Raw genomic sequence first — 19894 nt, 5'->3', positions numbered from 1 at the left:
TGCGATCACGCAGTCGCGTCGGCCACGTCCACCAGTTGCAGCGGCTTGCCGTACCCGAAGCAATGCGCGGGGTCCGGGAACACACGCTGCCGCACGTCGTGTGCGTACTGACGAATCGCATCGCGCATCACCGCATTCGCATCGGCATAACGCTTCACGAAGCGCGGCGTGTATGCATCGAATGCGCCGATCATGTCCTCGGTCACGAGCACCTGCCCGTCGCACGCGGGCGATGCGCCGATGCCGATGGTCGGGATCGTCAGTGTTTCGGTGATATGGCGCGCGAGCGCTTCGGCAGTGCCTTCGACGACAACGCTGAACGCGCCGGCCCGTTCGGCCGAGCACGCGGCGTCGAACACCTGCGCGGCCGAACGCGGGTCCATGCCCTGCGCGCGGAAGCCGCCCATCGCGTTGGCCTGCTGCGGCATGAGGCCGACGTGCGCCATCACCGGGATACCGCGCTCGGTCAGGAAGCGGATCGTGTCGGCCATTTCGCTGCCGCCTTCGAGCTTCACGGCCTGCGCGCCGGTTTCGGAGAGCAGGCGCGCGGCGGAGCGATACGCTTGCGCGGGCGATTCCTGGTAGGTCGAGAACGGCAGGTCGACGACGACGCACGCCTGCGCGGCGCCGCGCACGACGGCTGCACCGTGTGCAATCATCATGTCGAGCGTGACGCGCAGCGTATCGGGCATCCCGTACAGCACCATGCCGACGGAGTCGCCGACGATGATCACGTCGGCCACCTCGTCGACCAGCTTCGCCATCGGTGCGGAATACGCGGTCAGCGACACGAGGCTGCCGATGCCCTTGGTCGATCGGATCGCGGTGACGGTCTTGCGGGTGGTGCGGGTATGAGCGCTCATGAACGGAAGCCGTGTGAAAGAAGAGCCGCCACGGTAGCATCGCGCTCGTTCGTGCAATGACCTTCGGAGGACATCTTATGTTGCTGGCGGGACAACCGGGTGACCCTTACGCGGTGCCGCCGATGGCGCGCCTGCCGAGGCCGTTGTTCGTGCGTGCGTTCGAGATTCCCGGCAACGCGAATGTCGACGCGCATAGTCATCCATGGGCGCAGCTGATGTATGCGACGAGCGGCGTGCTCGAGGTGTCGACGCCGTCGGGCCGTCACCTGCTGCCGCCGCACTATGCGATGTGGATTCCGCCGCACGTGCCGCATGCGGTGTCGACGCGTGATTGCGTCGCGTTCCACAGCCTGTATCTCGATGCAGCGATCGCGCGCGACGACGTGCACGACGATTGCGCGATCCTCAGCATGACGCCGCTACTGCGCGAGCTGGTGATCGCCACGGCCGACTTGCCGGTGAACTACGACGAGACCGGGCCGGACGGGGCGCTCGTCTGCCTGATCGCCGACCGGATCGCGCGGATGCGACAGGCGCCGCTGACGGTGCCGCTGCCGCGCGATCCGCGTCTGCTGAAAATCGCGCGTGCGTTGCATGCGTTTCCCGGCGATACGCGCAGTCTCGACGATTGGGGGCATCAGGTCGGCGCGACGCGGCGCACGCTGTCGCGGCTGTTCCGGCAGGACACGGGGCTGTCGTTCACCGAATGGCGGCAGGCGGTGCGGCTGCTTGCGTCGCTGCCGCTGCTCGATGCCGGCGAGCCGATCGGCGCGGTGGCCGCGCAACTGGGCTACGACTCGACGTCGTCGTTCATCGCGCTGTTCCAGGCGAAATTCCGCGTGACGCCCGGCGCGTATGCGAAGCGTGAAGCGCGCCGGCCTGTGCTGAGCGCGTGACGCGGTCGCTTAACGCTACTCAGAACGCGAGCGCCTGCTGCACCGGATGATGAGCACCGCGCTCGAACCCCGCGCCTTCGAGCGACAGCAGCGCGCGCTTGCGATCGATGCCGCCCGCATAGCCGGTCAGGCTGCCCGACGCGCCGACCACGCGATGGCACGGCACCATGATCGACACCGGGTTCCGGCCGACCGCACCGCCCACTGCGCGCGCGCCGCTCATCGGCAACCCGACGCGCTCGGTGATCTCGCCGTACGTCACGAGTTCGCCGAACGGAATCGCGAGCAACTCCCTCCAGACACGTCGCTGAAACGCAGTGCCGCGCAAGTGGATCGGCACCGAGAACGTCTCGCGCGTGCCGGTGAAGTATTCGGCGACTTCTTCCGCGACCTTGCGCGCAAGCGGCGACATCGCGCGCGCGTCCGCTTCGGTCACGATCGCAACCGGCGGGAAGTATTTCTGGCCGACGAAGTAGAGGCCCGTCAGCGCATCGTCCTCGATGCGCACGGCGATGTCGCCCAGCGGGCTCGGAATCAGGTGAGCGGGAGTCATCGCAACACATCTCCATGAAGGCGCCACACGTGCAGTGCGGCATACGCGCGCCACGGCGCCCAGCGCGCCGCATGTGGCGCAGATGAGGGCATACGGGCGCGTTCGGTGCGGGCGGGAAGCCACGCGTCGTCGGCCGGGAACGCATTCGGCCAGGCCATCGCGCGCATCGCGACGTATTGCACCGCGCGTTCGTCGAAGCCGGGCAGCGCGCGCAGCGCGGCCAGCGTCGCGTCGAGCGGCGCTACCTGTTCGAGCGCGAGCGTGCCGTCGTCGACTGCGCGGGCGAGCGACACGATCGCCTGTGCGGCGTCGCGCGCGATGCCGATCGTTTCAAGGGCGGAAGGCGGCAGGGCGGCCAGCGTCGCGGCGGAAGGCGGCGCGTGCGTGAGGCCCGGCGGCGCGCCTTCCGCCGATGAGCCGAAACGTTCGGCGATGCGCGCCAGCACCGGCGTGCCTGCATGCGCTGCCGCCAGCCGTTCGCCCACGATCGCACGGATCGCAATCTCGACGCCGTCGAACGCGCCCGGTACACGCAGGCCCGGCGCGCCGCTCGCGAGTTCGCCGAGATGCGCGTCGATCACGTCGGGACGGCTGTCGAGATCGAACAGCCGCCGCACGCGCGCGAGCACGGCCGGTACGACCGGCGTCAGCGTGGGCGATACGGTGACGGCCAGCGCGAAGCGCTGCGGTACGTGCGTGACGGACAGCCAGCCGGCGACGCGCCCGTTCTCACCGTTGCCGTTCCGGGTCGGCATGTCGACGACACGCGCATAACCCTGCGCATCGATCCGCTCGACCCCATCGATCTGCCGCTGCGCGAGAAAGCGCATCAGGTCGTCCCACGCGAACGGCGGCCGGTACGGCAGCGGAAACGTCATGTCGCCATCGGCCGATCCACGGGCCCCTTTGCGCAGCCGCAATGGATTGAGGCCGTAACGCTGCAGGAACAGGTCGTTGAAGCGCCGCACGCTGCCGAACCCGGCCGTCGACGCGACGACGGCCACCGGCAGCGCGGTATCGGTCAGCAGCCGCTTGGCCATCAGCAGCCGGTGCGTCTGCGCGAACTCGACCGGCGACACGCCGAACTGCGTGCCGAAGATCCGTCGCAGATGGCGCTCGGTCACCCCGACACGCTGTGCGAGCGCGTCGACGGAATGGGTGTTCAGAAAACCGTCCTCGATCAGCGTGGCGGCCGCGTCGGCGAGATTGCCGGACAGGTCGAGCAGCCCGTGGCCGGGCGCGAGCTCCGGGCGGCAGCGCATGCAGGGTCGAAAGCCGGCTTTCTCGGCGGCCGCGGCGGTCGGGTAGTAGCTGCAGTTCTGGGCCTTCGGCGGCTTCACTGGGCAGACGGGGCGGCAATACACACCGGTCGTCGCCACGCCGACGAAGAACCAGCCGTCGAAGCGGCGGTTCCGCGAAAGCAGGGCGTCGTAGCAGGTGTCGGGATCGAGGAGCATGGGACGACTGTAAACCATCCCGGCCGCCGGTTCTGGCTGGAATCGGACATGTGTATCGGTTGCCGCACCCGTGGGCGCCCGTCAGGAAAATCCGGGAAAAACGGTTAATGCCACGCGGCGAAACAGTCGTCTCTTTTGCCACGACCAATTTGAGATGACTCATCGAAATCCCCGACTGACAGGGCGCCGGCACACGCCCTATCCTTTGAAAAACGTTTTCCAGATTGATCGGCGGAATCGGCCGCGCGCGACAGCGCGCAACCGTCCGCCCCGGCGCCGGTCGCCGGTCAACGAACATCGTGCGGCGCGACGGGCGCGGCCGCGTATCGGAGACATTCATGCAATCTGCCGTCGTCGGCGTCGTGCGCGCTGCCGCCAGCCGCTACCGCTGGACCGTCTGTGCGCTGCTGTTTTTCGCGACCGTGATCAACTACATGGATCGGCAGATCCTCGGCCTGCTCGCGCCGATGCTCCAGCACGACATCGGCTGGAGCCAGGTGCAGTACGGCCGCATCGTGATGGCGTTTTCCGCGTTCTATGCGCTCGGCCTGCTCGGCTTCGGGCGCATCGTCGACCGGCTCGGCACACGCATTTCGTATGCGCTGGCGATGCTGGTGTGGAGTATCGCCGCGATGCTGCACGCGGCGGTCGGCTCGGTGATGGGCTTCGCGTTCGTGCGCGCGCTGCTCGGGATCGGCGAGGGCGGCAACTTCCCGGCCGCGATCAAGACGACGGCCGAATGGTTCCCGCGCCGCGAACGCGCGCTTGCCACCGGCATCTTCAACTCGGGCGCGAACATCGGCGCGGTGTTCGCGCCGGCGATCATCCCGGCGATCGCGGTGGCCTACGGCTGGCGCGCGGCGTTCGTGATCATCGGCGCGATCGGCCTCGTGTGGCTCGCGGTGTGGCTCGTGTTCTATCGCCAGGCCGATACGCGCGCGCTCGCCGCTGAGTACGACGAGCCGCGCGACGAAGCGGAAGCGCTCGACGCGGCGAACGCGAACGCCGGTGCGCCGCGCTGGGGCGAACTGATCCGCAAGCGCGAGACGTGGGCGTTCCTGATCGGCAAGTTCCTGACCGACCCGGTGTGGTGGTTCTACCTGTTCTGGCTGCCGAAGTGGCTCAACGAATCGCGCGGGATGGACATGCAGCACATCGGCCTGCCGCTCGTCTGCATCTATGCACTGACGACGGTCGGCAGCATCGGCGGCGGCTGGCTGTCGTCGATGCTGCTGCGCGCGGGCTGGAGCGTGAACGGCGCGCGCAAGACGGCGATGCTGATCTGCGCGTGCTGCGTGCTGCCGATCGCATTCGTGTCGCAGGTGCAGAGCCTGTGGGCTGCGGTGCTGATCGTCGGCCTCGCCGCCGCCGCGCACCAGGGCTGGTCGGCGAACCTGTTCACGACGGCGTCCGACCTGTTCCCGCGCCGCGCGGTCGCATCGGTGGTCGGGATCGGCGGGATGGCCGGTTCGATCGGCGGCGTGCTGTTCTCGGAAGTGATCGGCCAGGTGCTGCAGCGCACGGGCCACTACTGGGTGCTGTTCGCGATCGGCGCGTCGGCCTACCTGATCGCGTTGGGCGTGATGCACATGCTCACGCCGAAGATGAAGCCCGCGCAGCTCGACGCGTGACGAGGCGATCGCTTAATCGCTCAATCGTGTAATCGCCTGTCCGCAAACGAACGCGCCGCCCTTGGGCGGCGCGTTTTCTTTTGAAGGCTCGACGCGGGGCGCTCAGCCGGCCGCGGCCGTCGACGCGCGCATGATCAGCCGCGGCTCGAACGTCGAATAGCTCGCATCGGTACGCCCCGCGAGCGCGTCGATCAGCTTCTGCATCGCGAGCTCGCCCATGTTCTCGCTCTGGATGTCGACGGTCGTCAGCGCAGGCGCCGCATATTCGCCGTACGGCACGTTGTCGATGCCCGCGACCGACACATCCTGCGGCAGCCGGAAGCCGAGCGACGCGGCTTCCTTCATGAAGCCGAGCGCGATCAGGTCGTTGTAGCAAATCACGGCCTGCGGGCGCTGCGGCCCGAGCATCACGCGCGAGCACGCGCGTTCGCCGGCTTCGGCGGTCGGCGCATGCGCATCGTGCACGTCGAGCGTGAGCCCGGCTTCGGCGAGGCAGTCGCGCGCGCCCTGGATCCGCTCGTCGTTCACGCGCGCGGTGCCGAAGCCGAGATACGCGATGCGCGTGTGGCCGAGATTGAGCAGGTGACGCGCGAGCATGTAGGTCGACAGCCGGTTGTCGATGCCGACGCTCGGAATCGGCAGGCCGGGGCTGCGACGCAGCAGCACGAGCGGTTTGTTGAGGTCGAGCATCCAGCCGGCTTCTTCATCCGGCATCCGCGTGCTGACGATCAGCCCGTCGACGCGCTGCGCGAGTGCTTCGATCAGCGAGCGTTCGCGCGTCTGGTTCTCCTCGGTATCGACGAGCAGCAGCGTGTAGTCATGCTGTAGCGCGACGCGGTTCGCGCCCTTCACCACGTTCGTGAAGTGCGGGTTGCTGATGTCGAGGATCACGAGGCCGATGGTGCGCGTGCGCCCGGTGATCATCGAGCGTGCAAGCGGGTTCGACCGGTAGCCGAGACGCTCGATCGATTCCTTGAGCCGTGCCTCGACGGTCGGCGAGAAGCGCTGCGTGCCGTTCACGTACTTCGATACCGTCGCGACCGACACGCCGGCTTCCGCCGCCACGTCGCGGATCGTCGGGGAAACTTTTTTCATCGGAAGGGTAACGTTTTCGTTCGATAACGCCGGATTGTGGCAGAAAAAGGGTGCGCGCGGCCACGCGGCGATATCGGGAAAGTGCGGATGGCTGCGAACGGGTTCGGCCATTGACGTTCGGCGACGCTCCCGCGTATAGTTGGAAAACGTTTTCCGATTCGGTCAAATTCAAGGAGATTCAATGAACGCCTCATCCACCGGCACGCGCAAACCGTTCGGGCGCCTGCTGCTGACGGGCGCGGCCGGCAACCTCGGCCGCCAGTTGCGCGGCGCGCTCGCCGACTGGGCCGACGTCGTGCGTGTCAGCGACATCGCGACGCTCGGCGACGCGGCCGCGCATGAAGAAACCCGCGTCGTCGATCTGGCCGACCGGGCCGCGGTGATGCAGCTCGTCGACGGCGTGGACGCGATCGTCCATCTCGGCGGCATTTCGGTCGATGCGCCGTTCGACGATCTCGTCGGCGCGAACATCACCGGCACGTACAACCTGTACGAAGCCGCGCGCAAGCACGGCGTGAAGCGCGTCGTGTTCGCGAGCTCGAATCATGCGATCGGTTTCCATCCGGTCACGGAAGTGCTCGACGCCGATTCGCCGCTGCGTCCCGACAGCCTGTACGGCGTGACGAAGTGCTTCGGCGAATCGCTGTCGCGTTACTACTTCGACCGCTTCGGGATCGAGACGGTGTGCCTGCGGATCGGCTCATCGTTTGAAGTGCCAAAGAATCCGCGCATGCTCGTGACGTTCCTCAGCTATCGCGACTTCATCGAGCTGGTGCGCTGTTCGTTGCTGACGAACCGCGTCGGGCACGCGATCGTGTACGGCGCGTCGGACAACCCGGTGAAGTGGTGGGACAACACGAAGGCCGGCTTTCTCGGCTTCCGCCCGCGCGACAGCTCCGAGCAGTTCGCCGGGTTGTTCCCGGTGACGGCGCCGACCGCCGACTACGACGATCCCGCGCAGCGGTTCCAGGGCGGCGGGTTCGTCGTCGGCGAGCCGATGGAGCGCAACGCGTCGTAAGCGCCGCCGGCGTGGCCGATCAGCGCAGGATGTCGGTCGCCTTGTGCGGTTCGTCGACGCCGTCGATCAGGATCAGCGGGCCGCTCGCATGTCGGGCGCGCAGCGGCTGGATCTGCCGGTACGCAGCCGATTCGTACCACGTGCGTGCCGTGTCGAGATCGGGAAACGCGATCGCGATCAGGTCGCCGCGCCATACGCCTTCGCGTATTTCCGGCCGCGCGCCGTGAATCACGAAATGGCCGTCGAACGGCGCAAGCGTGCCGTCGATGCGATCGAGGTACTCGACGATGTCGTCGCACATCTCGACGTCGTGCAGGTGGGCGATGGCGTACGCGGTCATGGTGGGCTCCTTGGCGTGATGCGGTTCGTGCGTCGATGGAGCCATGATCGCGGCGCGGGCGGCGCGCGTCGATTACCTGCGACGTAATCAAAGCTGCACGGCCGGGGAAGGGCGCCCGCGCGTGCCGACAGCCACATCGCGCGTGCAGCACGGTACCGCTTACCCGCCTGCATCGTCAGCCGTGACGCCGCGTTGCAGTCAATGCGGCTTGCTGCAAACCGGATCGGTGTCGCGCCGCTCCACCGAATCGCACCAGTAACGCGGCCGCCATGCTTCGAACGTGACGGCTTTCGCCGCATTGGCGCGCGTGACGCGCACCGGGTCGGCCTTCAGCGCATCGCCGTCCGGGGCGTCGTTGAGGCGCCAGTTCCGCATGACCTCGCGGTGGAACACCCACGTGCGATGGGCGGCGTCGTAGCGAAACGTCACGCGGTCGCGCCAGTGGCTCGGCCCCGCGAAGACACCCTGTTCGACCGTGAAGGTGCGGGGTTCGATCGTGAGCGCGTTGTCGGCCACGCCGTCCAGATACGGGTCGCCCATCCCGCCTTCGTCGGCTTTCATGATCACGGCGTCGTTGCGCGCCGCCAGCCGATAGTGCCCGTCCTTGCCCGGCAGGAAGATCAGCAGCGGACGCAGCGATGCCTTGCGCATCGAATCGTCGGGCTGATGCGCGACGACGACATAGCCGATGCGGGCGCCGTCGGTCAGGCGCCCCGATGCGGCATCCAGCGCTTCGTAGCCGGCGGGAAGCTGCGCGACGATGTCGCCTGGAAGGCCGGCGGTGTCCGGGCAGCGGATCGAAGCCGGTGTGTCGCCGCAGGTCGCGGCGAAGGTGCTGCCGATGCCGAACGTCAGCAGCGTGGCGACGAGGCATCCTTTGATGCGGGGGATCGTCATGCGGATCGGGACTTGATGAGGATGAGGTCGCGCGGCGGAAGCCGATGGGCACGCGTCGTCTTGTCTCGCCACGGCGCAGGTTGTGTGTGCGTCAGGTGACGCAGTGTAGCCAGTCATGCGCGCTTGCGCGTCGGCCGCGGGACGGGCACGGGCACCGGTGCCGGCGGCTCGTCGGCCTGCGCGCACAGCCGGTCGAGCATCCGTTGCGCGGCGCCCGCGCAATCCTCGCCCGCCGGCTTGTTCTCGATCTCGTCGATCAGCACCTGCAGATGTTGCCGGTTCTGCGCGAGACGCCGTTCGAGCAGCGCGATTTCATCGACCTTGTGCCGCAGCGCGACCAGCAGTTCGTCGCGCGGCCACGCGCCGAGATCGGGCGGCAGCACTGCGCGGATTTCGTCGAGCGCAAAGCCCGCGCGCTGCGCGCGGTCGATGATCGCGAGCCGCGTCAACGCTTCCGACCCGTATTCCCGATAGCCGTTTGCCTGCCGACGGGCCGGTTCGAGCAGACCGCTCGCTTCGTAGAAGCGGATGCGCGACGCCGCGATGCCGCTGGCGCGCGCCAGTTCGCCGATTTTCATGCTGTGCTCCAAAGGGGCTTGACCTTAAAGTTGACTTTAAAGTTATCGTTGGGCATCGTCAATCGAGGGTGCCCTCCATGAACCTGTTTACACCGCTGACACTGCCCAACGGGGCGGTGATTCCGAACCGTCTGGCCAAGGCCGCGATGGAAGAGAACATGGCCGATGCGAACCACGCACCGTCCGACGCGTTGCTGCGCCTGTACCAGGCGTGGGCCGATGGCCAGGTCGGCCTGATCCTGACCGGCAACGTGATGGTGGACGGCCGCGCGATGACGGGGCCGAACGGCGTCGTGCTCGAGAGCGATGCGCATCTCGACCGCTTCCGCCGCTGGGCGCAGGTGGCGCGCTCGGGCGGCGCGCACGTGTGGATGCAGATCAATCACCCGGGGCGCCAGATGCAGGCGGCGCTTGGCCAGACGACGCTCGCGCCGTCGGCCGTGCCGCTCGCGCTCGGTGCGTTGTCGAAGCAGTTCCCGGTGCCGAAGGAGATGACGCAAGCCGACATCGCCGATGTGCAGCAGCGCTTCGTGCGCGCGGCGCAGCTCGCGGAGCGGAGCGGCTTCACCGGCGTGGAGATTCACGCGGCGCACGGCTATCTGCTGAGCCAGTTCCTGTCGCCGCTGACGAACCGCCGGCAGGATCAATGGGGCGGCAGCATCGAGAATCGCGCACGCCTGTTGCTAGATATCGTGCGGGACGTGCGCGCGACGGTGTCGCCGGCATTTGCCGTCGCGGTCAAGCTGAACTCGGCCGATTTCCAGCGCGGCGGCTTCAGCGCGGACGATGCGAAGTGCGTGGTCGAACTGCTGAATCCGCTCGGCGTCGATCTCGTCGAACTGTCGGGCGGCAGCTATGAAGTGCCGGCGATGCAGGGCGAGGCACGCGACGGGCGCACGCTGGCCCGAGAAGCGTATTTCCTCGAATTCGCGCGCGACATCACGGACGTCGCACGGATGCCGCTGATGGTCACGGGCGGCATCCGGCGCCGCGCGGTTGCCGAGCAGGTGGTCGACAGCGGTGTGGCGATGGTCGGCATCGCGACCGCGCTGTCCATCGAACCGAACCTGCCGCGCGACTGGCGAGCCGGCAAGGACAGCGCGCCGGTGCTGGAACCGATTCGCTGGAAGAACAAGGCGCTGGGCGCGCTGGCGAACATGGCCGTCGTCAAGTTCCAGCTGACGCGGCTCAGCGAAGGCCGCCGCACGCACCCGCAGGTGTCGCCGCTGCGTGCGCTGGTCAGGCAGCAAATGGCCGCGCAGTGCCAGACGCGGCGCTACCGGAAGTGGATGGCGGGGCGCGCGGCAGGCACGCGTGCGTGACGTGTGCGCGCGGGGCTGCATCGACCGCCCCGCCCCCTGGCGGGTCGTTTCGAGGCTCGATCATTTCGGATGACTTTCCGAAGTATCGAACCCGCGTTCAGCTCGATCGCCGTCACCGATGCGCAGGGCCACGCCATCACGAACGGTAAAGCCGAAGTCGACGCGTCGAACCGCAAGCACATGTCCGTCGCGCTGAACCCGCTGACGCCGGGCGTCTACACGGTGGCATGGGTGGCCGTTGCGCTCGACGGCCACCGCACGCAGGGGCACTACGCGTTCATGGTGAAGTGACGGCGGACGCGCTCGTCGACGCGCAGAGCGCGCTGGCGGCCGGGCAGGGCCTCCTGTTTGCCGTCGCGACCGGCGCGTTCGCCGTCGTGCTTGTCACGGGGTTCTACAACGTGCGGCGGGAGACGGCGCTCACGGGCGCGAGGCTGCTCGGGCTGGGGTTGGGCCACGTGCTCGCGGCCTGCTCGCGTGTGTCGAGTGCGCGCCGCTGCTCGGCGGCTGGAACCGGATGGTCGTGCTGCCTGTGCTGCGCATGCGCGCCGAACAGCACGATTCCGGTTGTCCCGCCGCGCAGCGGCACTTCGACGCAGTGCTCGGCGCCGAGGCCGCCGTCATGTTCGCGGCGCTCGTGCTCGCCGCAGTGCTCGGCCAGACAGCGCCGACCGCCGGCTCGCCCTGAGGCGGCATCCGTGGCCGCACCCAGCCGGGGCCTCGCGCCGGGGCCGGCCTCACAGTCATTGCACCTCGCGGTCGAACAAGGTCGGGCCGACCTTCGCGTCGCGATTGTCCCTCGCCACTTATAATGAGAACGATTTTCATTTTTCTTCCGTAGCGTTCTCCCCGCCATGCGCCTCTCGAATCTGACCCAACACACGCCGGCCCTGGTCGACCATGTCGACGACGCGCGGCCCGACGACCCCATCGCCCAGCGCCTGCGCGATCTCGGCTTCGTGCGCGGCGAGCCGGTACGCGTCGTGGCGCGCGGGCCGTGGGGCGCCGATCCGCTGCTGATCCAGGTCGGCTCGACCCGCTTCGCGCTGCGCCGCGCCGAAGCGGAGCGTGTCAGCGTGAGCGTGCAGGAGGGCGGCCAGTCATGAGCGCCACGGCATTGCGTATTGCGCTGGTCGGCAACCCCAATTGCGGCAAGACCGCGCTGTTCAACCAGCTGACCGGCGGCCGGCAGAAGGTCGCGAACTATGCCGGCGTCACCGTCGAGCGCAAGGTGGGACGTTTTGTCGGGCCGTCGGGCCGGCAGATCCAGGTGCTCGACCTGCCGGGCGCGTACAGCTTCGATTCGACGAGCCCCGACGAGCGCATCACGCGCGATGTGCTGCTCGGCCGTCACCCGGGCGAAGCGCCGCCCGATCTCGTGGTGTGCGTGGCGGATGCGACCAACCTGCGCCTGCACCTGCGCTTCGTGCTCGAAGTCCAGCGCCTCGGCCGGCCGGTCGTGCTGGCGCTGAACATGATGGACGCGGCCGAACGCCGCGGCATCAGGATCGACGTCGACGTGCTGGCGCGCGAGCTGGGCGTGCAGATCGTGCAGACGGTGGCCGTGCGGCGCGGCGGCGCGAGCCGGCTCGTCGACGTGCTCGACCGCGCCGTCGCGAACCCGCCCGCGGCACCGGCCGACCAGCCGGCCGCGGTCGACGCGGCCGATCCAGATGCGATCCACACGCGCGTGCGCGCGCTGCTCGCGGCCGCCGTCGTGATGCCGCGCGCCACCGACATCCGCGACGATCGAATCGACCGCTGGGCGCTGCATCCGGTGCTCGGGCTCGTGATTCTCGCGGCCGTGATGTTCCTGGTGTTCCAGGCCGTGTATTCGATCGGCAAGCCGATTACCGACGCGATCGGCGACGGCTTCGGGTGGCTCGGCACACTGGCTGGCGCGCACCTGCCGGACGGGCCGCTGCGCGGCCTCGTCACCGACGGGCTGATCGGCGGCCTCGGCACCGTGCTCGGCTTTCTGCCGGAAATCCTGGTGCTGTTCCTGTTCATCCTGGTGCTGGAGGAGTCGGGCTACCTGCCGCGTGCCGCGTTCCTGCTCGACCGGATGATGGTGTCGGTCGGGCTCACCGGCCGCTCGTTCATTCCGCTGCTGTCGAGCTTCGCGTGTGCGATTCCCGGCGTGCTCGGCACCCGCAGCATCACCGACCCGCGCGACCGGCTCGCGACCATCCTCGTCGCGCCGCTGATGACGTGCTCGGCGCGCCTGCCGGTGTACGCGCTGCTGATCGGCGCGTTCATCCCGTCGCAGCGCGTGCTGGGCATCTTCAACCTGCAGGGCGTCGTGCTGTTCGTGCTGTACGCGGCAGGCATCGGCGGCGCGGTGCTGGTGGGCTGGATCATGAAGAAGGTGCGCGGCCCGCAGGGCGAGCACGCGTTGCTGATGGAGCTGCCGTCGTATCGCCTGCCGCGCATGCGTGACGTGGCGATCGGCCTGTGGGAGCGCGGCTCGATCTTCATGAAGCGGCTGACCGGCGTGATTCTCGCGCTGACCGTGCTGATGTGGTTCATCTCGACGTTCCCGTCGCCGCCGGCCGGCGCGGTCGGCCCCGCGATCGACTATTCGTTCGCCGGCTACATGGGACGCGGCCTGCAATACGTGTTCGCACCGCTCGGCTTCAACTGGCAGATCAGCTTGTCGCTGATCCCCGCGTTCGCCGCGCGCGAAACCGCTGTCGCGGCGCTTGCGACGGTCTACGCGGTGAGCGGCGGCGACGCCGACATCGCGAGCGTCGGCCACGCACTCGCCGCCAACTTCTCGGTCGCCAGCGCGCTGTCGCTGCTGGCCTGGTTTGCGTTCGCGCCGCAATGCATGTCGACGCTCGCGGTGATTCGCCGCGAGACGGGTTCGTGGCGCAACGTCGCGATCTCGTTCAGCTACATGTTCGTAATGGCGTATGCCGCGTCGTTCGTCACCTACCAGATCGCGCGGGCGCTGACATGAGCGCGGCCCTTGCCTGGCAATACGCGGCGATCGCGGTGCTGGTCGCCGCCAGCGCGCTCTTCATGTTCCGCAAGCTCGCGCCGAAACTGGCGGCGCGCGGTCAGCGCGCCGCCGCGCTCGCCTTGTCTCGGCCGGGCCGGCCGCGCGCGCTGCGCTGGCTCGGCACGCGCCTGATGCCGGGCTCGGCGCCCGCGAGCGCCGGTTGCGGCGACGGCTGCAGCACCTGCGGCGCCTGCGACACCGGCGGCGCACCCGCGCCGTCGGACGAACAGCCGCTCAGGTTCCATTCGCGCGTGAGAGACTGAAGGGCGCGGCGAGGATCACGATAGCCCGGTCAGGCAACGGTCTGGCCATCGCATTCCTCGTCGAGTTCCGGCGGAGCCGGCCGTCGCGATAGCGTGCGCAACGCGTCGGGTGCACGGCGGCCGCCTACCATTTGAACGCCTGCCACCGGTACGTATCGTCGAGCGACTCGATGACGAGCCGCTCGACCGGCACCGGCTTCACCGATCCGCACCACTCGAGCGGGTCGGCACCCTGCCGCACCCCCTCCGTGACGAGCGCGTCGCGCGCCGCATCATCGACACGCGCGCGCTGCCAGAGCGTCTGGTCGTGAAGCAGCTTCGTCGCATCGATTCCGAAGCGCACCAGCCCGCCGCCGGCCTGCCGCGTCTGCCACATCGTCAATGTCACGCGATCGCCGGTCACGGGATCGATCGCCCGCCGGTTGGCCATCTTCTCCCAGTGGGGATTGCGCGAGAACCAGGCGACGGGTTTCGCTTCGGGCGCCATGTCGAGCGCGTTCGGCATGATCACTTCGCTCATGATGATCGACTCGAAGTGCAGCATGACCGTGTAGTGCCACGCCATCGTAGCCATCCGGCATTCTCCTGTTTCGATTGAACGTGTCCGCGGGGCGACCCGGCCCGCCCGCTCGCTCGTCCGCCGCGGCGGATCGGCCGCGCGGGCGTGGGGCCGGGTCGCGCGGCGTCAGAACCGGTAGTTCGCGAGCACTTCGAGCCGCCGGTCGTTGCCGAGCAGGTACTGCGTCTCGTTGTAGTACGCGGACTGCACGAAGCGCCGGTTGAACACGTTGTAGGCGCGCGCGGTGATCGTCGTGTCCTTGCGCGGCTTCCACGCGAGGCCGAGGTCGACGGTGGTGTACGACGGCATCACGAGCTGGTTCGCGGTGTCGGCGAAGCGCTTGCCGACGTACTTGACGCCCGCGATGCCCGTCCAGTCCGGCGCGAAGCGCCAGCTCACCCACAGGTTCGCGAGCCGCTGCGGCACCGATATCGGCACGTTGCCCGCGCGGGAGACCGTCGTGCCGCCGGAGGTCTGCTGGAAGTCGTCATATTTCGCGCGCAGGATCGACACGTTCGCGTCGACGCGCCAGTCCTTCGCGATCTCCGCGCCGACCGTCGCCTCGAGCCCGCGCGACGACTGCTGGCCGACCTGGATCGACTGGTTCGGATTCAGCGGATCGGCCGTCAGGAGATTGCTCTTCACGATCCGGTAGGCGGCCAGCGTCCATTCCGCCTTGCCGCCGAGGAACGACTGCTTCACGCCGATCTCGATCTGCCGGCCGGTCGCGAGCGTGAAGTTCGCCTTCGACGCATTCAGCGACAGCAGCGAGCTGATCGGATCGGCCGCGACCGAATACTGGCCGTATACCGCGAGGCCGGGCTGCACGTCGTACACGGTGCCGATGCGCCAACCGGTGTTCGCGAACATCTTCGTGAACGCGCCACCGTTCACGAGATCGTCGCGGTTCACGCTCGCGTGGTCGTAGCGCAGCCCGCCGATCACCGACCAGCGCGGCGTGATCTCCAGCCGGTTCTCGGCGAACAGCGCGTACTGGTTCGACTGGCTGCGGTACTTCGGATAGGTGCCGGCCGTGTTGATGAAGCTGCCCGGATCGAAGTTGAACGGATCGACCGTCGACGTGCCCGAATACGGTGAGTTGTTGTCGTGCTGGAACGTCGTGTGATTGAACTCGAAGCCCGCCGAGAACGTGTTGCGCATCCCGAGCAGCGCGCTGCTCACGGTGGCCGCCGTCACGTTGCCGTACTGCTCCTGGTCGTGGAAGATCTCCGTGTAGCTGCTGCGCCGCACTTGCGCGGTCGACGGCAGGTACGTGTAGTACTCGGCATCCTTCCAGTGACGGTTGCTCTTCATCCGGTACAGCGTGCTCGTCACGTTCAGGCTGTCGCTCGGCTGCCAGTTCGCCGACACCGTCGCCCAGCTGTCGCGGAACGCGATGTCGCTGTCGCCGACGTTGTAGTTCTTCTTGTCGAGCGCGCGATCGCGTGCGCCGTTGACGAGCGGCACGCCGAAATACTGCATCGGATGCTGGAAGCCCTGCGCATACGACGCCGTCACGTACAAGTCGGCTGTCACGTCGTAGCGCAGCGCGCCGGAGATCGACAGGTTGCGCGAATTGCCGCGGTCGACCCAGTTCGACGAGCGGTTGCCGCTGATGTCGAAGCGGTACGACAGCTTGTCGTTGATCGCGCCGCCGCTGCCGAACGCGGCCCGCGCCGTGCCCTCGGTGCCGCCGCCGACCTGTAGCTCGTTCTGGATCGCGCCGCGCGTCGGCTTCTTCGGCACGATGTTGACGACACCGCCGATCGCGCCTTCGCCGTAGATCACCGAAGCCGGGCCACGCAGCACGTCGATATGGTCGACCGACCACGTGTCGAACGGAAAGGTGATGCCGATCGCGCCGTACGGGCGCACGCCGTCATAGAGCTGCGTGACCGACGACGCGCCGACGAAGCCGCGCGCGCCGAGCTCCGAGCCGCCGTTGCCGGGGTGCGGCGATGCGCTGATGCCGGTGGCGCGGCTCACCGCGTCGACGATCGAACTGTCGCCGCGCGTGTCGAGCGTCTTGCGGTCGAGCTGCTCGACGCTCGCGGGCGTTTCGAGCGACGACAGCCCGAGACGGCTGCCGGTGTCGAGCGGTTGCGTGAGCGGCGTCGCTTTCTGGGCGTTGACGCGAATCGGTGCGAGCGTGGCGCCGGTGCTTCCGGCGTCGCTTTCCTGTGCCTGCCCTGCCGGCGCGAAGGCCGCGAGCAACGCGGCGGGCAGCATCAATCTGAACTTCATGTTTCGTTATCCTTCGAATCGGTGGAATCGCTTCGCGATCACGCTGCCGCGCGTGCCGCACGGCCGAACAGCAGGCGGTCGACCAGCCAGACCGCGACGATCGTCGCGCCCATCAGCGGAAAGACGACGCCAAGCAGGACGAGCCCCGAGATCCAGCCGCGCATCGGCGGCGCACCGCGCTCGCGCGACGGCGCGCCCAATTTGCGGGCCGGGCGGCGCTTCCACCACATCACGGTACCCGTGACGGCCATCGCGGCGAGCCCGAGCGACAGCACCGCGCAGACGATCTGGTTCGCCAGCCCGAAGTAGCGGCCCATGTGCAGCGACGTGCCGTACGACACGGCCCGCGAGACCGCGCCGTAGTCCTCATAGCGGATGTCCTTCAGGACGGCCCCGCTGTACTGGTCGATGTAGATCGTTCGCTCGGCCTTCGGGTCGTCCGGGAAGTACGACGCGGTGAACACGCCGTCCGCGCCGGACGGCAGCGCGAGCGTGTAGCCGCTCGTCACGCCGACGCCCGCGACGATCGCGATCGCGCGGGCCGGCGGCAGCGGTGCCGGCGTCGGTGCCGACGGCGAATGCGGGACGGGCACGTTGCCGACTGCCCACGGCGTTTGCGGCAACGGCAGGTCGTCCATCACCATTCCCGGCATCGATTCGCCGGATGCGTGGTGATGGCCGGCCGGCGCCGCGGCCTGGGCCGGCGCGGGCGCCGTAGCGGCACCCGGGCGGGTCGAGCGCACCGACCCGCCGCCCCATGCGCCTTCCGGCGCACCGAGGTTCACGGTCGCGGCCAGCGCCTTGAAATTCTTGCCCCACGAGCCCGACCACGGCAGCCCCGTCAGGATGAATGCCACCGTGCCGGCCGCGAGCCAGATGCCGGCCGTCGCGTGAATGTTCTTCCACAGCGGTCGGCCGCGCAGCGACAGGTCGGGGCGCAGCGCCTGCGCGACGCGCGCAGCGCCTCGTGGCCACCACAGCGCGATGCCGGTGCCGATCATCACGAAGGTCCAGCACGCGGCGAGCTCCATCAGCAGTTCGCCCGTCTTGCCGAGCAGCAGCTTGCGATGCAGCATCCGGTCGATCTGCATGAAGCGGTTCTCGACGCTCAGCGTGCCGAGCACGCTGCCGTCGTACGGGTTCACGTACACGCTCTCGCGGCTGCCGTCGCGCAGCCGGAACACGTATTCGGCGCTGCGGTCCGGCGCGGTCGAGACCTGCATGGAAACCGGCGTCGCGCCGGCCGGCATCGCGGTGCGCGCGTTCGCGAGCAGCGCGTCGGGATCGAGTCGCGGCGTGGCACGCGGCTCGACGACGAGCCGGTGCGGATACAGCAACGGCTCGATCTGCGGCTGGAAGCAATAGAGCGTTCCGGTGATCGCGAGGACCACCAGGAACGGCATGACGAACAGGCCGGCATAGAAGTGCCAGCGCCAGAGCGTCCGGTAGCCGGCGTGGGCGGATTGGGCGGGCGAGATGGCCCGCTCGACGGTGGTCGACATGGTGTCAGCTCCTCGTGTTCGTTGAGCGGCCACGCCGGCGCGGGCCGGCGGACGTCAACGTGCGTCGCGCCCGCCAGCGCGCATCGATGGAACGGGCGGCGCGGCGCCACGCGCAGGCGGGGCGCATGACGGCGTCGCCCGCGCGATGCGGGCAGGCGGGTGAACGCTTGAATCAGGTCGTATGAGACGAATGGCGTGCAGGCCCATGCACATCGACGTGCACGAGCCGCTGGGCGGAACCGTCAGCAGAACAGAGGAGGCGCGCGGGAAGGTGGGCGATCGTCGAAGATCGATCGCACGAAGGGAATACTGTCGAAGTGAATCCGGAAGCGCCGCGGCGCGGCGGCGGGAAACAGCAACACCAGCAATACGAACGACGCCAGCGCCGTGAACAGCGCGGCACCGAATGCGCACAGGCTGTCGCCGTTTCCGGACGATGCCGTGTTGTCGGCATGCGCGTCATGCTTGAGCGCATCGGCGAGCGCCAGCGCATCGTTGGCCGGTGTGATCGGCGCGCCGGCATCGAAACGGACTGCCAGCGCGGCCACGTTGACGATCAGCGGGCCGCGGCCCGAACACAGCACCACCGAGCCCGCATCCGGACCTTCCGGATCGAGCATCACGGCACCCGACATCAGCGCACGGGACAGCAGCGTCACGAGGAGGAATCCCCACAGAAGCTGTCGCGCGACACCGTGCCGGAGCAGGAAGCGGCGAAGTGCGTTCATGGCGCGCGATTGTACCTCCGTTTGCGGGGCGGGGCCGGTCGTCACGCTGATGCGCGGCATCGGCCCGGCGTGCTGTAGCAGCCGAACGGGCGTGTCCGCGGCGGCTAGTCGGAACCGCACGATTCGCTGCCGGGCGGCGCGTTCGCCGGGCCATACGACCAGGTGCCGTCCGCGCGGGCGGTCAGCACGTTGCCCGAGCGCCGGTCGTAGAGGTGCCACTGTTCGTCCGCCGGGTCGTCGCCGTAGGGCCAGGTCGTCAACTGGCCGCCGAGGTCGAAGTCGAACGCCCACGAACCCGGCTGGGCACGCGGCGCGACCGATTGCAGGATCTGCCCGTCGAGACGTTGCGCGGCAGCCGCGATGTCGCCGGACCGGGATTCGCTGTGCGCGAGCTCGTGACCGTCGAGCGCGATCGACCAATGGCAGTAGCAGATCCACAGATGCCCGTTGCCGGTGACCGTCACGTGCCGCGACGCGAGCCTGTCGCGTGCCGCCGCGGACAGGCCGCGCGAGCCGGCGATCGGCTCCCTGACATGCAGCGCGGGTTGCCCGAATTCGAACGTGAGAAAGCTGCCCTGGCCTTTCGTCACGGACCAGGCCGGGGTTTCGCAGATGGCCGGCCAGATCCGGTCGAAGTCGGCAGCGTTCACGGCGTGCGTCTCACCTCGGCGAAACCGGCCTCGGCGTCGTCCGCGCTGGCGTCAGCGTCGGCCAGCAGATCGGAGAGGTCGGCCGGCGACAAGCGCAGCATCGTGCGCTCGACGTCGTGATCGTAGCGGCGGTCGTTCGGGTCGTGATGCTTCTGCGCCTTGCGCCCGTAGCGCTTCACGAACACGCCGAGTGCGCCGGCCAGCCGGGATTTCCGGTTCCTGATGCTCATGCGGCGAGGTCATCGGGCATGCGCGCGGATCGGGCAGGGCTGCCGCGGCCGCCGCTGCATGGTG

At 68.5% G+C, this 19894-nt stretch carries 22 protein-coding genes; 9 read left to right on the top strand and 13 right to left on the bottom strand.

Features of this window, described 5'->3' with window-relative positions; translation table 11 throughout:
- Nucleotides 1-5: 5 nt before the first annotated feature.
- Nucleotides 6-863 carry a 3-methyl-2-oxobutanoate hydroxymethyltransferase gene (gene panB / locus BDO18943_RS11490; protein WP_175022390.1) on the bottom strand — a complete coding sequence of 286 codons (858 nt, stop codon included), beginning with the start codon at nt 861-863 and terminating at the stop codon, nt 6-8.
- Between the two features lie 77 nt (nt 864-940).
- Here panB and BDO18943_RS11485 point away from each other — a divergent pair, with 77 nt between their 5' ends.
- Nucleotides 941-1759 carry an AraC family transcriptional regulator gene (locus BDO18943_RS11485; protein ID WP_175022389.1) on the top strand — a complete coding sequence of 273 codons (819 nt, stop codon included), beginning with the start codon at nt 941-943 and terminating at the stop codon, nt 1757-1759.
- 19 nt (nt 1760-1778) lie between these two features.
- On the opposite strand, the gene BDO18943_RS11480 is transcribed toward BDO18943_RS11485, so the two are convergent.
- Both BDO18943_RS11480 and BDO18943_RS11475 read right to left on the bottom strand, forming a co-directional pair.
- On the bottom strand, nt 1779-2312 hold the full coding sequence (locus tag BDO18943_RS11480) for a methylated-DNA--[protein]-cysteine S-methyltransferase (RefSeq protein ID WP_175022388.1): 534 nt from the start codon (nt 2310-2312) through the stop codon (nt 1779-1781).
- Nucleotides 2309-3787: a DNA-3-methyladenine glycosylase 2 family protein gene (locus BDO18943_RS11475; RefSeq protein WP_175022387.1), complete on the bottom strand. Its 1479-nt coding sequence runs from the start codon at nt 3785-3787 to the stop codon at nt 2309-2311. The genes BDO18943_RS11480 and BDO18943_RS11475 overlap by 4 nt, the downstream gene beginning before the upstream one ends.
- Nucleotides 3788-4107: 320 nt before the next feature.
- Between BDO18943_RS11475 and BDO18943_RS11470 the strand changes: the two genes are divergently transcribed.
- Nucleotides 4108-5400, top strand: a complete 1293-nt coding sequence (locus tag BDO18943_RS11470) for an MFS transporter (protein ID WP_175022386.1) — start codon at nt 4108-4110, stop codon at nt 5398-5400.
- A gap of 102 nt (nt 5401-5502) precedes the next feature.
- Here the strand turns inward: BDO18943_RS11470 and BDO18943_RS11465 are convergent, their stop codons facing one another.
- Entirely contained in the window at nt 5503-6606 is a 1104-nt protein-coding gene (locus tag BDO18943_RS11465) for a LacI family DNA-binding transcriptional regulator (protein WP_175022385.1), read from the bottom strand.
- 70 nt (nt 6607-6676) lie between these two features.
- Here BDO18943_RS11465 and BDO18943_RS11460 point away from each other — a divergent pair, with 70 nt between their 5' ends.
- Nucleotides 6677-7513 (top strand): NAD-dependent epimerase/dehydratase family protein, encoded by an 837-nt coding sequence (locus tag BDO18943_RS11460; protein ID WP_043178578.1) that lies wholly within the window; start codon nt 6677-6679, stop codon nt 7511-7513.
- A 19-nt stretch (nt 7514-7532) separates the two neighbouring features.
- On the opposite strand, the gene BDO18943_RS11455 is transcribed toward BDO18943_RS11460, so the two are convergent.
- From BDO18943_RS11455 to BDO18943_RS11445, 3 genes are all read right to left on the bottom strand, one after another.
- On the bottom strand, nt 7533-7853 hold the full coding sequence (locus tag BDO18943_RS11455; protein ID WP_175022384.1) for a DUF1330 domain-containing protein: 321 nt from the start codon (nt 7851-7853) through the stop codon (nt 7533-7535).
- A gap of 198 nt (nt 7854-8051) precedes the next feature.
- On the bottom strand, nt 8052-8750 hold the full coding sequence (locus BDO18943_RS11450; RefSeq protein ID WP_175022383.1) for a hypothetical protein: 699 nt from the start codon (nt 8748-8750) through the stop codon (nt 8052-8054).
- 113 nt (nt 8751-8863) lie between these two features.
- Entirely contained in the window at nt 8864-9328 is a 465-nt protein-coding gene (locus BDO18943_RS11445) for a MerR family transcriptional regulator (RefSeq protein WP_175022382.1), read from the bottom strand.
- 77 nt (nt 9329-9405) lie between these two features.
- Here BDO18943_RS11445 and BDO18943_RS11440 point away from each other — a divergent pair, with 77 nt between their 5' ends.
- The 6 genes from BDO18943_RS11440 (at nt 9406) to BDO18943_RS11415 (ending at nt 13917) form a co-directional block, all read left to right on the top strand.
- A complete protein-coding gene (locus BDO18943_RS11440) occupies nt 9406-10650 on the top strand; it encodes an NADH:flavin oxidoreductase/NADH oxidase family protein (protein WP_175022381.1) in 1245 nt (414 codons plus the stop codon).
- Nucleotides 10651-10719: 69 nt separating this feature from the next.
- Nucleotides 10720-10941: a copper resistance protein CopC gene (locus tag BDO18943_RS11435; RefSeq protein ID WP_260865390.1), complete on the top strand. Its 222-nt coding sequence runs from the start codon at nt 10720-10722 to the stop codon at nt 10939-10941.
- 232 nt (nt 10942-11173) lie between these two features.
- A complete protein-coding gene (locus BDO18943_RS11430; RefSeq protein WP_175022380.1) occupies nt 11174-11338 on the top strand; it encodes a hypothetical protein in 165 nt (54 codons plus the stop codon).
- A 166-nt stretch (nt 11339-11504) separates the two neighbouring features.
- Complete coding sequence (locus BDO18943_RS11425; protein WP_031402528.1) at nt 11505-11756, top strand: FeoA family protein; 252 nt, start codon at nt 11505-11507, stop codon at nt 11754-11756.
- Nucleotides 11753-13612 (top strand): ferrous iron transporter B, encoded by a 1860-nt coding sequence (gene feoB / locus BDO18943_RS11420; RefSeq protein WP_175022379.1) that lies wholly within the window; start codon nt 11753-11755, stop codon nt 13610-13612. Before BDO18943_RS11425 ends, feoB begins: the two co-directional genes overlap by 4 nt.
- Nucleotides 13609-13917, top strand: coding sequence for a DUF6587 family protein (locus BDO18943_RS11415; RefSeq protein ID WP_175022378.1), 309 nt, complete (start codon nt 13609-13611; stop codon nt 13915-13917). Before feoB ends, BDO18943_RS11415 begins: the two co-directional genes overlap by 4 nt.
- A gap of 124 nt (nt 13918-14041) precedes the next feature.
- Here the strand turns inward: BDO18943_RS11415 and BDO18943_RS11410 are convergent, their stop codons facing one another.
- The 6 genes from BDO18943_RS11410 to BDO18943_RS11385 all read right to left on the bottom strand — a co-directional run bounded on the left by BDO18943_RS11410 (nt 14042) and on the right by BDO18943_RS11385 (nt 19830).
- Nucleotides 14042-14491 (bottom strand): hypothetical protein, encoded by a 450-nt coding sequence (locus BDO18943_RS11410; RefSeq protein WP_175022377.1) that lies wholly within the window; start codon nt 14489-14491, stop codon nt 14042-14044.
- A 111-nt stretch (nt 14492-14602) separates the two neighbouring features.
- Nucleotides 14603-16720: a TonB-dependent receptor gene (locus BDO18943_RS11405; protein ID WP_175022376.1), complete on the bottom strand. Its 2118-nt coding sequence runs from the start codon at nt 16718-16720 to the stop codon at nt 14603-14605.
- A 38-nt stretch (nt 16721-16758) separates the two neighbouring features.
- The gene (locus BDO18943_RS11400; protein ID WP_175022375.1) at nt 16759-18222 is read right to left on the bottom strand and encodes a PepSY-associated TM helix domain-containing protein; all 1464 of its coding nucleotides are present in this window, start codon (nt 18220-18222) and stop codon (nt 16759-16761) included.
- A gap of 242 nt (nt 18223-18464) precedes the next feature.
- On the bottom strand, nt 18465-18950 hold the full coding sequence (locus BDO18943_RS11395) for a hypothetical protein (protein WP_175022374.1): 486 nt from the start codon (nt 18948-18950) through the stop codon (nt 18465-18467).
- 104 nt (nt 18951-19054) lie between these two features.
- Nucleotides 19055-19600, bottom strand: coding sequence for a hypothetical protein (locus BDO18943_RS11390; protein ID WP_175022373.1), 546 nt, complete (start codon nt 19598-19600; stop codon nt 19055-19057).
- Nucleotides 19597-19830, bottom strand: coding sequence for a hypothetical protein (locus BDO18943_RS11385; RefSeq protein WP_175022372.1), 234 nt, complete (start codon nt 19828-19830; stop codon nt 19597-19599). The genes BDO18943_RS11390 and BDO18943_RS11385 overlap by 4 nt, the downstream gene beginning before the upstream one ends.
- Between the last annotated feature and the right edge of the window lie 64 nt (nt 19831-19894).

The sequence above is a fragment of the Burkholderia aenigmatica genome (assembly GCF_902499175.1).
In the GTDB taxonomy this organism is placed as follows: Bacteria; Pseudomonadota; Gammaproteobacteria; order Burkholderiales; family Burkholderiaceae; genus Burkholderia; species Burkholderia aenigmatica.
The sequence above is the reverse complement of the archived record's forward strand: the minus strand, read 5'-3'. Positions and strand labels throughout refer to the sequence as shown.